The organism is Pseudomonas sp. GW531-T4 (genome assembly GCF_017349615.1).
GTDB lineage: Bacteria > Pseudomonadota > Gammaproteobacteria > Pseudomonadales > Pseudomonadaceae > Aquipseudomonas > Aquipseudomonas chlororaphis_I.
The window spans coordinates 38088-51505 of the sequence record NZ_JACMZT010000046.1 but is presented as its reverse complement, the minus strand read 5'-3'; the positions used below and the strand labels follow the sequence as shown (position 1 = coordinate 51505).

Here is a 13418-nt window from a genome sequence, read left to right as displayed (position 1 = left end):
AAAACCCGCGAGCACTTCTGGGGCATGCCCAAGCGCGGCCTGGCGTTCATCCTGGCCAACGCCATGTTCTGGCAACCGCTGTGGGCCCAGGCGGAAGGCATCGTGGTCAGCGCGCCGGGCACCAGCCTGGGGCAAGCGGGCAACGGCGTGCCCATCGTCAATATCGCCACGCCCAATGGCAGCGGCCTGTCGCACAACCAGTTCCACGACTACAACGTCGGCCAGCAGGGGCTGATCCTCAACAACGCCACCGACCGCACGCAAAGCACCCAGCTGGGCGGGATCATCGTCGGCAACCCGAACCTCAAGGGCGTCGCCGCGCAAACCATCCTCAACGAAGTCAACGGTGGCAGCCCCAGCCAACTGCGCGGTTACACCGAAGTGGCGGGGCAGTCGGCCCATGTGATCGTCGCCAACCCCTATGGCATCAGCTGCAATGGCTGCGGCTTCATCAACACCCCGAAAGCCACCCTGACCACTGGCAAGCCGGTGATCGAAAACGGCCAGCTCAGCCGTTATCAGGTCGATCAGGGGCAGGTGACCATCGAGGGCGCGACGCTCAACGCCAGCAACGTCGACCGCTTCGAAATCATCACCCGCAGCGCCAAGATCAACGCCGAGATCCAGGCGAAAAACCTGAGCATCGTCACCGGGCGCAACGACGTCAACGCCCAGACACTGAACGCCACCGCCCGCGCCGACGACGGCAGCGCCAGGCCGGAACTGGCGATCGACTCTTCGGCCCTGGGCGGGATGTATGCCGGGGCGATCAAGCTGGTGGGAACTGAAGCGGGCGTGGGGGTAAAACTCGACGGCAAGCTGATCGCCAGTGGCGGCGATATCCAGCTCGATGCCAACGGTCACCTGAGCATGGTCCAGGCCTCGGCCAATACGGCGATCAAGGTCAAGGCGGCCAGTCTGGAGGCCCAAGGTCCGGTCCATGCCGGTAGCACGCTCGATGTGCGGACCCAGGGCGACCTGAATAACCGACAAAACCTGACTGCGCGCGACAGCATCAGCCTGAGCGCCGGCGGCCGCCTGAGCAACAGCGGCATCATCGAAGCCGGGATCGAAACCGGCAACAGCCGCAATGCCAATGGCGATGTCAGCCTGAGCGCGCAGCACCTCGACAACAGCGGCAAGAGCGTGATCGCCAGCCGTAACCTGACGGTCAACACTGTGCAAACCCTGAGCAACCAGGGCGGCACCTTGAGTGCCGGGCAGAGCGCCAACGTCAGCGCCGCGACCCTGGATAACCAGAGCAAGGGGCGGGTGCTGAGCAGCGGCAGCATCGATCTCAAGGCCGGTCAGGTGCTCAACGGCCGGGGCCTGATCAGCGGCGACGGCAATCTCAGCGCCACATTGGGCCATCTGAATAACCACGATGGCGAAGTCTCCAGCGCCGGCATCACCACCCTGACGGCCAACAGCCTGGACAACAGCGACGGTCAGGTCAGCGGTGACGTGGCATTGAACATCGGTTTGAGCGGCGCCCTGAACAACCAGGGCGGTGTCCTGGGTTCCGCCAAGCGTGTGAGCATCAGCGCCGCCAGCCTGGATAACCGCCATGCCGGCAGCCTGGCCAGCGATGGCAGCCTGACCACGCGGATCGCGGGCCTGTTCGATAACCAGAGCGCAGGAGACCTGGGCGCCAAGGGTGTAGTGGACCTGCAGGCTGGCAGTCTCGACAACCGTGGCGGCAGCCTGACCGGCCAGGATCGCCTGACCCTGGACACGGCTTTGCTGGACAACCGCGGGGGCAAGGTACGCGCCGACAAGCACCTGCAGCTCGATGTGCGCCAACTCGACAATCGCGACAAAGGCGTGATCACCAGCCAGGCAGGGATCGGCCTGACCGGTACCCACCTGGACAACCGCGGCGGCTTGCTCAGCGCCGTTGGCCCGGTGACGCTGAAGGCCCAGAACGTGCAAAACGCCTTGGGGCGGATCGCCAGCCAAGGCGACGTACATGCGACTGTCGACACCCTCCAACAGCAGGGCGGCACCCTGGTGGCGCAAGGCAACCTGACGCTGATCGGCAGTGTTCTCGACAACCGTGACAACAGCCTGGTCGCGGCGACAAAAGCGCTGAAGCTCGAGGTTCAGGGCATCGACAACCGCGCCGGAAAACTGTCCAGCGGAATCACCACTGAAATTGCCGGCCAGCAACTCGACAACAGTGACGGCGGCAGAGTCCTGGTCGGTGGCGATCTGCAGCTGAAGGTTGCCCGTCTTATCAATCAGAGCAAGGGGCTGATCCAGGGCAAGGGCACCACGACGCTGAACAGCCAGAGCCTGGATAACACCGATGGCGAGATCGACAGCCACAACGGGCTGCAGATCACCCTGGCCGGTGGGCTCGACAACACCCGCGGGCGGGTCCACAGCGACCGCTCCTTGACCCTGGGCACCAGCAAACTGACGAACACCGCCGGCCGTATCGAGAGCGTGGAAGACCTGTCGATCACCAGCCGTGGCGAACTGCTCAATCAGGGCGGCTCCATCAAGTCCGAGAAGGGCCTGACTGTTGCCAGTGGCCCTCTCGATAACAGCCAGAAGGGCCTGCTGTCCGGCAAGCACGCCACGCAAATCACCGCGACGACCTTCAACAACAGCCAGGGTGGAAGCCTGCGCAGTGAAAGCAGACTTGGCCTGATCGCCACCCAGGTCAATAACGCCGATGGCAGCATCAGCAGCGCACAGGACCTCACGGCCAGCGTGACCGGGCTCGATCAGCAACACGGGGAGCTGTTCAGCGAGGCCGCCCTGAGCCTGGACCTGAACAACGGACAGCTCAATAACCAGAGCGGCTACATCCATTCGCCGGGAGCCCTGCTGCTCAAGAACCTGAAGGGTGTCGACAACCAAAAGGGTGAGATTTCCAGCGCCCGGGCTTTCAGCCTGAAAGCGCAAAGCCTGGACAACAACGGTGCCAAACTGATCAGTGACCAGGGGCTGACACTGCGCATCGCCGAGGCCCTGAACAACGTGAAGGGCCTGGTCAGCGCCAGTTCCATCGACAGCCACAGCGCCAGCCTGGACAACACGGATGGCCTGCTCAGCACGACCGGTGACCTGGACCTGAAGGTCGATACGGCTTTTGCTAACCAGCGCGGCACCGTTGTTGCCGACGGCGCGTTGCTGCTCACCGCCGCCAGCCTGGACAACCGCGCTGCCGATATCTCCGGCAAACAGGATGTGACCGCGCACATCGGCACCCTGGACAACCAGGGCGGCAAGTTGATCGCCACTGGCGCGCTGGACCTGACGGGGGCGAGCCTGGATAACCGCCAAGGCGGTCTGGTAGGGGCGACAAAAGCGCTGAAACTCAAGGTCGATACGCTCGATAACCGAGGCGGCGAGCTTTCTACCCAGGCCGGTCTGAGCTTGACAGGCAAGCAGCTGGATAACAGCGACCAGGGTCTGGTCGAGGCCCATGACAGGCTGACGCTCAAGGTCGATGAGGTGATCAACCAGGCTGCCGGCTTTATCAATGCGCTGGCCGACCTGACGATCACGGGCGGGCGTATCGATAACCGCAGTGGGAAAATCAAAAGCCAGCAAGGCCTGGACCTCACCCTCAAGGGCGACCTGCAAAACAACCAAGGGCTGATCGATAGCCAGAGCACCCTTGATGTGGCTGCGGCAGCCCTGGACAACAGCGACGGTCGTCTCATGAGCGCTGCTGCGCTGGACCTCGGCGCTCGTGGCGCCTTGACCAACGTGGGCGGCAAGCTGGTGAGCGAGGGCGGCGTGCAGTTGCGCAGCGCCAGCCTGGACAACAGCCACAAAGGCGTGATCAGCGGCAAGGGCGCGGTACAGGTCACCACCGGTGACTTCGATAACAGCCAGGCCGGCAGCCTCGACAGTGGCGACACCCTGGACCTGACGGCGGCAAAACTGACCAACGCGGCCGGGCGCATCGGCAGTGACAAGGCACTGACCGCGAAGGTCAGCAGCCTCGAACAGCAGGGCGGCAGTCTGTTCAGCAACACCAGCCTGAGCCTGGACCTGAATCGGGGGCGGCTGAACAACCAGGGCGGCTTCATTCACGCACCGGGTGCGCTGCTGCTGAAAAACCTCAGTGACGTCGATAACCGCAACGGCGAAATCTCCAGCGACGCGACCTACGAACTCAACGCCAAGAGCCTGAACAACGACGGCGGCCAGTTGCTCGGCAACCAGGCATTGACCCTGCGGGTCGAACAGGCGCTCAGCTCCATCAAGGGCAAGATCGGTGCCTCGGCGCTGGAGGTAGAGGCCGCCAGCCTGGATAACAGCGCCGGCGCATTGACCAGCCGTTCCGGGCTGAAACTGACGGTACAGGGGTCATTGACCAACCAGGACCAGGGGCTGATCAACGCCATCAACGGCTTGAGCATCGCCAGCGGTGACTTGAACAACCGTCACGGTTCCGTTCTGGCCGGTGACTGGCTGAACCTGTCGGCCAAGGCGCTGAACAACACGGACAGCGGGCTGATCAACAGTAAAGGCGCGCTGGAGCTGACCGCGCACCAGTTGGACTCGAGCGATGCCGGCGAGGTATCGGCCAAGGGTGACATGAACCTCAAGGTCACGGGGCTGACGCAGCGTGGCGGTCGCCTGTTGGGCGACGGCGCGGTGACCCTGGACCTGGCCAATGGCGATCTCGACAACAGCCTCGGCAAGCTGAATGCCAAAGGCTTGTTGAGCATCAAGCAACTGCAGGACCTGAAGAACCAGCAGGGGACATTGTCCAGTCGTCAAGGCTTCACGCTGACGGGCCGCACGCTGGATAACAGCCAAGGCAAGTTGATCAGTGAGGCGGCACTGGGTGTCGTGTCCGGCCAGTTGCTGAATGCCAATGGCCTGGTGTCGGGGATCAAGGGCCTGACCGTCGAGGCGGGGAGCCTGGACAACCGCAACCACGGGACGCTCTCCAGCAAGGAGGGCAACCTGGCCGTTGATGTCAGCGGCGCCCTGCTGAACAGCGGCGCCGGCGCCCTGGCCAGCAATGGCACGCTCAAACTGAGCGCCGCGAGCCTGGACAACAGCGGCGAAGGGGTGGTCTCCAGTGTCGGCGGCCAGACGCTCACGGTCGCCGGCCTGCTGAATAACGCGGGCGGCGGTCTGCTCGACAGCGGTGCCACGCTTGATCTCAAGGCGGCAACCTTGAACAACAAGGCCGGCAACCTCAGTGCGTTGCAATCGGTCGATCTGCGCGCCGGCAGCCTGGACAACAGTGGCGGCAGCCTGGCGACCAAAGGTGCCCTGACCCTGGATGTGGCGGGTAACCTGGACAACGCCCTGGGTACCCTCAGCAGTGACGGGGCCTTGTTACTCAAGCACGCGGCCCACGTCGATAACCGCGGCGGCAAACTGATCGGCCAGGATCTGTTGACCTTCAATGCCGACAGCCTGGACAACCGTGACCACGGCACCGTGGCGGCCAATCAGCAAGCCACGCTGGGTGTCGCGGGAGCTGTCCAGAATGCTCAGGGCGGTTTGATTTACAGCCGTGATGCGGGTCTTGAGCTGACGGCTGCCAGCCTCGATAACAGCAAGGCCGCGGTGCAAAGCCAGAACGGCCTGACGCTGAACATCAGCGGCGACTTCAACAACCAGGGCGGCAAGGTCATCGGTCAGGACGGCGCGGTCAGTATTACCGCGGCCAGCGTCGACAACCGTGGCGGGGTGCTGTCGAGCCTCAAGGGCGCGCTTGAAACCCACATCAGTGGCGTGCTGCTCAACGGTTATGACCTGAACGACCAACGCCAGCGTGGCGTGATCGAAGCCCAGCGCTTGAACCTGCGTGCCTTGGCCGGGCTGAACAACAACGGGGGCCGCATTGCCGCGCGCCAGGGCGATGTCATCGTCAACACCGCCGGCTTCGATAACCGCAATGGCGGGCTTTACGCCAGCGGCCAGCTTGGCGTCACTGCGACTACGTTCGACAACGGCGGCGACAAAGGCGGGCAGGTCGCCGGTCAAGGCATCGATCTCGGCTTGAGCGGTGCATTGAATAACCGTTTGGGGGTTATCGAGAGTGACACCTCGCTGCTTATTCGTGCGGCCAGTATCGACAACGCTCAGGGTCAGCTACGGGCCGCAGGGAGCGGCGGCAAGAGCCTGTTCCAGATCGGCGGCTTGCTGGACAACCGTAACGGTCGCATCGAAGTGGCCAGTACCGACCTGGGCCTCAACGCGACGAGCTTGCAGAATGCCGGCGGTACCCTGCTGCACTCCGGCAAAGGGCAATTCGATATCTCGATGGCCAACGTCAGCGGGGCGGGCGGCACCCTGGTCACCCAAGGGGGGCTGACCCTTGCGGCCGATTCGTGGAGCAACACCAGCGTCATCCAGGCCGGGCGTCTGAAGGTCAATGTCAACAACTTCTACCAGAGTGCCAGCGGCCAACTGCTGGCCTCCGACAGCTTCGAAGGCGGTGGCGGCAACTGGACCAACGATGGCCTGATCGCCAGTGACGGCAGCCTGAGCCTGCAACTGTCCGGTGCCTACGGTGGCAACGGCCGATTGACCAGCCTGGGCGACATGAGCTTCGGCGCCGCCCAGCTCGACCTGCCAGGCTCCGCGACTATCGCCGGTGGTGGCAACACCCGGATCAATGTCGGCGGGGTGCTCACCAATCGCGGACGCCTGAGCTCCACCCAGGGGCTGACGGTCAATGCCGGGGCGATCAATAACTATGGCTCCCTCGGCAGCGCCGGGGCGCTGACCCTCAATTTCGGGACGCTGCTCAATTCCGGTGTCAGCGATGCCGAACACAGCTCGATCTTCAGCGGCGGCGACATGCAGTTGCTGGGCAACAGCTTCAGCAATCGCTATGCCGACGTTTACAGCATGGGCAGCCTGCTGGTGGCCGCCAATGCCGGGCAGGCCCAGTCGAGCCTGCTGGAAAACCGCTCCGGCACGATCGAAAGCCTGGGCGACATGACCATTCGCGCCATGACCGTGAAGAACGTCATGGACATCCTCACCTACTCGGAACACGAGAAGTACTACGCCGCAATCACTGAACTGCCGTGCGGCCCCTTTGGCGTATGCCATGTCAAGAAACATGGCAATCGGCGCAATGCGGTCTGGCAGCTCACCGAGCGTGATCGCCTGCAGGTGACCGCCAGTACGGCGGCCTCCAGTATCTCCAGCGGCGGGCAGCTGAACATCGGTGCCCAGGAGCTGAGCAACGAAAGCAGTGTTATCGCTTCCTCCGGCAACCTGGCGATCAATGCCGTCAGCATCAAGAACCAGGGGGTGGTGCCTCAGGACATTGAAACCACCACCATCAAATACAACCACGTGGATGAGTACCAGGGCGCGGTCGCCGCGGTGGCTGACTTCAATGCCAAAAATGGCGCAAAGCCCTCCAGTACCTTCGAAGCCGACCTGGCGCGGTTCAACGCCCTGATGACCGGTACCCGAAAACTGGCCGGTGGCGGTACCAAGACCCTGGACAGCAGCGACGGCAAGCACTTCGACGCCATTATCCAGTCCGGCGCCAGCGTCCAGCTCAACGCCTCGGAGAAGATCGACAACGGCGTGGTACGTGGTTATTACGCCTATGTCGGTGGTGGCAAGAAGACCGGCGACACCTCGGCGGGCAGTCAGTATTCGACGCCGATCTACATCAACTCGCAATTGCCGCCGGACCTGGCCAAGCAGCAGGTCAACCCCTTGGCCCTGCCAGGCTTCACGTTGCCGGTCGGGCAACACGGCCTGTTCCGCCTGAGCAGCGAAGGAGCCGGCGACACCGCGGCGACCCAGCGCAACCCGGCACCGATGGACTGGAGCATGGGCAGCATCAGCCTGAGATTCGCCGAGCGCGAGCAGAACCAGGCCCAGAGTCAGGCGCGGGCGATCCAGATCGATTCGCTGGCCCCGGTGGCGGCGACTGAGCGCAAGCTGGCGCAGGTTGGCGCGGTGCAGCCTGGCGTCGATGCCAGTCTGCCGACGATTAGCGTCACGACCCCGACGGACAGTGGAACGGCTACTCAGGGGCCGGTGTACAGCCGTACCCCGGCGCAACAGGTGCAAGGCAGCATTGTGCGGGTCCAGGGCATCCCGACGCTCGACAATCCCCCTCAAGCGCACAAATACCTGGTTGAAACCAACCCGGTGCTGACCAACCAGAAACAGTTCATGAGCTCGGACTACCTGCTGTCGAACCTGGGTTACAACCCCGACAACAGCTGGAAGCGCCTGGGCGACGGTTTCTACGAACAACGGCTGATCCAGCAGGCGGTGGTCGCCCGCACCGGCCAACGTTTCATCGACGGCCAGAACTCCGACGAGAAACTGTTCAAGTACCTGATGGATAACGCGCTGCAGAGCAAGCAGCAGCTCAACCTGGCGATCGGCACCTCGCTGACCTCCGAGCAGGTCGCGGCCCTGACCCACGACATCGTCTGGCTCGAATCGCATCAGGTGAATGGCGAGAACGTGCTGGTGCCGGTGCTGTACATGGCCCACGCCAACAACCGCCTGGCCGCCAACGGCGCGCTGATCGCCGGGCAGGACATCAGCCTGATCGCCGGCAAGGACCTGCTCAACGCAGGCACCCTGCGCGCCACCAACAACCTCTCGGCCAAGGCGGGCAACGACCTGGTCAATAGTGGCTTGATCGAAGCCGGCAATCGCCTGGACCTGCTGGCGGGCAACAACCTGGTGAACAAGGCGGGCGGCATCATCGCCGGTCGCGATGTGAACCTGAGCGCGCTCAATGGCGACCTGATCAACGAACGCACGGTCACCAGCCACCAGAACAGCGGCGGCGATCTGCAACAACGGCGTGACTTCCTCGACAGCGCCGCGCGTATCGAAGCCGCCAACGACCTGACGCTCAAGGCCGGTCGTGACTTCAACAACGCCGCTGGCGTGCTGCAAGCCGCCCGCGACACCACCATCAACGCCGGCCGGGATGCCAACCTTACCGCAGTCGAACAGCAGGACAACGAGACCCGGACCAACTCCCTGCACACCAGCACCAGCCAGCACGGCTCGGTGCTCACCAGCGGCCGCGACCTGACAATCAACAGCGGCCGCGATCTGTCGGCCATCGCCAGCCAGATCGACGCCAAACGCAACCTCGCCATGGCCGCCACCGGCAACCTGACCCTGGCCTCGGCGGCGGACGAACAGCACTCGTACTCCAGTTCCAAGAAGTACAAGGGCCAGTCCGACAAGGTCAGCCAGGTCTCCACGGCGGTGACCGCGGGTGGCAGCGTGGCACTGAGTGCCGGCAAGGATCTGGAGCTGATTGCCAGCCGGGTGAGTGCGGGGGACGAGGCGTATCTGGTGGCCGGCGGCAACCTGGCGCTGGAGTCCGCGGAAGACAGCAACTACAGCTTCTACAGCAAGACCAAGAAGAGCTCGTCGGGCAAGAAGAGTCGGCTTGATGAGGTGGCTAGCACCACCAACATCGCCAGTTCAGTCACCTCGGGTAATAACAGCGTGTTGATCGCTGGCAACGACTTGTTGGTCAAAGGCAGCGAAGTCGCAGCAGACAAAGGCGCTGCCCGGCTGACGGCGGGTAATGACGTGCAAATCCTGGCCGTCAGCGACTCCAACAGCGCGCGCCACGAGAGCAGTAAAAGCAAAAGCAGCTGGGGCGGCCTGAAGGCCAGCAAGGTCCAGGACAAACTGGCGGAAACCCAGACCAAGGCGGTCGGCAGCATCATTTCCGGCAACACCGTGGACGTGGTTGCCAAGCACGATGCCACCGTTACTGGTTCCGCGCTGGTCAGCACCAAAGACCTGAGCGTACAGGCCGGCAATGACCTGACCATCGACGCGGCTGAAAATACCTTCACCCGTAGCGAGTTGCACAAGCAGAAAAACCGCGACCTGATGGGCGTGCTCACCGCCAACAACCTGGGCGTGGACGACATCACCGGCAACCAGCACTTGTCGATCAGCAGCAGTAACCACACCGGCAAGGCGGCGCAAACCACCTTGACCGGCAGTACCGTGGGTTCGAGCGAAGGCAGTGTGAAGCTTGAGGCGGGGCGTGAGTTGAAGGTGGTGGCCAGTGATTTGGTCAGCACCAAGGATATGGCCCTTAAAGGTTCCAATGTCACCATTACCGCGGGTATGGAGAGCGCTAGCCAGAGCTCTACCGACAAGTCCAAGAGCCTTGCCGTGGGGCGTGTGATCGGCGGCACCGTTGTGGATACTGCACGGAGTATTCGTGATGGGGTCAAGGCCGCAAAAGAGGCGGATGACCCGCGCCTCAAGGCCGTGAAGCTGGCCCAGGTCGCCATGGATGCCTACAACCTTGGCGGGTACGCCTCGGATGCCAATGGTCAGAGTTCCGGTTTCAAAGACAAGCAAGGTGGGACGGCCAGCAATGGTTCGTTGATCAAAATCGGTACTGAGCTTGCCAATACCCACAGCAAGAGCACCAGCGAATACACCAGTGAAACTGCCAAGCAAAGCACGCTCAATGTGGGTAAAGAGCTGTCTATCGTGGCAACGGGTAAGGCACCTGATACCCAAGGCGATATCCATGTGGTGGGCAGCGACCTGAAGGCAGGCAGTACCACGCTGGTGGCCAAAAACGACATCACCCTGGAAAGTGCGCAGAACACCACTGAGAGAAAAAACGACAGTAAAAACAACAAAACCAGCATCGGTGCCAGCTTCAACATCGGTGAGCAAAACGGTTTCACCCTGGACCTGGGGGCACAGATCGCCAAAGGCATGGGTTCGGGCAGCTCGGTCACTCAGGTCAACAGCACGCTGGAAACCGGTGCACTGGTCCTGAACAGCGGCAAGGACACGACCTTGGCCGGCGCCCAGGTACATGCCGACAGCATCCAGGCAGATGTCGGCGGCAATCTCAACATCGCTTCACGGCAGGACACCGAGACGCAGAAGAGCAAGCAAAGCAGCGCTGGTTTTGGCGCGAGCATTTGCGTACCGCCGTTCTGCTACGGCTCGATGGTCACGGCGTCCGGGAGCATGTCCGCCGGCAACATGAGCAGCGATTACAAGGGGGTCACTGACCAGAGTGGTCTGTATGCGGGCAAGGGCGGCTACACGATCGATGTCGGCAAGAACACCACCTTGCAAGGCGCCGTCATCGCGAGTGAGGCCTCTGCCGACAAGAACCTGCTGATCACTGATCGGTTGCTGCTCAGCGACATCAAGAACACCAGCGAAATCAAAAGCACATCGGCCAGCGCCAGTGTTTCCAGTGGCTCGGGAGGCACGACACTGGGGGCTCCGATGGGCATGGCGCTCAATGAGTCGGACCATAGCCGGACCCAGTCAGCGGTCAGCGAGGGCACGATTATCGTGCGCAATCCTGAGGGCGCCAATGACTTGGTTGGCCTCAATCGCGACACGGCCAATGCCAACAAGAAACTCGACAAACCCGATGAAAAGGCCATGCGCGAGCGTATGGAGCTGATCACCAGTTCGGTGGCGCTGGCGCAAAGCATTGGCAATACCATCGCTACAGACAAAATCCGCGAGGCAGAAGATGCCAATAGCGACACGGCGAAAACGGCGCGGCAAAAGTTACTGGACAAGGGGATCGTCAACCCGACAACCGATCAGGTAAGGCAGCAGGTCCAGCAAGATTACGGTGTGGGAAGCAGCTTCCAGCGCACCACCCAGGTTGTGTCGGCCATCGTGCAGGGGATTGCAGGTGGGAATATCGGAGCGGCCGCTGCGGGGGCAGCGGCGCCGTATCTGGCACGGACAGTGAAGGAAATGACCGAGGGCGATGCCGCCGCGAACCTCATGGCTCACGCGGTGCTGGGCGCAGTGCTGGCCAGGGCCGGCGGTAACTCGGCACTGGCAGGGGCAGGTGGCGCTGTAGCCGCTGAGGTCACGGCGAAGTTGATCCGCAGCCAGCTGTATGGCGACGTCAGCAACGAAGAGCTGACGCCGGAGCAGAAGCAAACGATCTCCGTATTGTCGACATTGGCGGCGGGTATTGCGGGCTCTGCTGTGGGCAAGGATGCGCTGAATGCGGTGGCGGCGGCTCAGGTTGGGAAGAATGCGGTTGAGAATAATTATCTTAGTGTGCGCGAGGCTCAGAAAAAGAAAGATCTATTAGCTAAAGAGCGTCAAGGCACAATTACATCTGAGGAAGTCAAAGAATTAGTAGCTATAAACAAGCTTGACCAAGATAGAGATTCTGCAATCCGTGCAGCTTGTACTGCGGGCAATAAGGCTGGAGCGGAGTGTGGACGTCTAGTTGCGTTGGCAAATAGTGCGTTAGCGCAATATGGTCAAAATGTTAGCTATTCACTGCTTTATAAAGATTTGTTTCCGAACGACGCTGCTAACGTTGAGAGGGTATTGAGAGGGTTAGATTCTGGGAGCATTACCCGGGACTCTGCTATAACCGCAATCGTTAAAGAGTCGGGGAGAAGTCGAGAGGAAATTGAGCAGCGTTATGACTTGGCGATGACCCTGCAGGCAGTGACTTCAACCCTTGCAGGTTTCTATGGGGTTAAGGCGGCTGTTCCTGAAACTCGATCATCAGGTGGTGAAGCTGCGAAGGGAGCAGCACTCGACTTGGTGTCTGGGGAAACGAAAACTGTAGGTACTGGCAAAGCTGCAGCTAATGATGCAAGCTTCGGTACAAGCGTGGGAGGAGGAACAGCTAAGCTCCTAGATGATGCTAGTAAACAATTAGAGCAATACATCAGGACGTTTGATAAATATAAACCGCCAACCGCGATTGGTGCCGTAGATCCATTGACAGGAAAAATAGTCACCATGTCCAGCGGGAAAGTACCGACTAAAATTGCACCTGAATTACAGATGTATGCAGATAAGTTGGGAGGCTTGGGTGTTAAAACTGCATGTGGAAACACTCTAGGGCGTTGTGCTGAGTTTAGAGCTGCTAATGAACTGCTTTTGAGTAATCCTGCTCTTAAGCTTAACGATATTAAATTTACTCCTGCTATTCGTCCAAGAACGGGAGAGGTTGTTCCTCGTTGTGAAAACTGTACTAATATTTTTGGAGCGGAATGATGGAGATGGATGATGAGTTTTTAGAAACTAATGATTTGGATTGGTTTGCTTGCTGCCAAGATGGGCTGCTTGCGCATTTTGCGAGTGGAGGCCGAGGATTTGTTCCTGTAGCGATAAGGAAGTCAGTTTTTGAATATGAAGTTATTTATGATTATTTTTATTCGTTGACTGATGGTTTTGAGTTTGAAGTTGTTGAAAGAAATTTGCAGGAATTTAATTCTGCTGCTCAGCGTGATCGTTATTTGCAGTCGTTTGTGGAAATGGCGAAAAGAGGTTTGTTTAGTTACGATGTGAGTGATGCTGGTTATAAGCTGATAGCTAGGCCTAAAGGGTTTAAAAAGTTTCAGGAATTGCCGGATGAAATTAAAAATGTTCTTCATGTGTTATCGGTGAGTGTTTCTGAGAATGTAGATGTAAGTAATGATGTTTAG

Annotated in this window: 2 protein-coding genes; both read left to right on the top strand. The window is 60.7% G+C overall.

The features are described 5' to 3' along the window. Positions 1-12987: hemagglutinin repeat-containing protein (locus tag J4D28_RS26290; protein WP_207246481.1), on the top strand; the 12987-nt coding region annotated here is incomplete at its 5' end. After that, positions 12987-13418: a hypothetical protein gene (locus J4D28_RS26285; RefSeq protein WP_080577937.1), complete on the top strand. Its 432-nt coding sequence runs from the start codon at positions 12987-12989 to the stop codon at positions 13416-13418. The genes J4D28_RS26290 and J4D28_RS26285, both read left to right, overlap by 1 nt.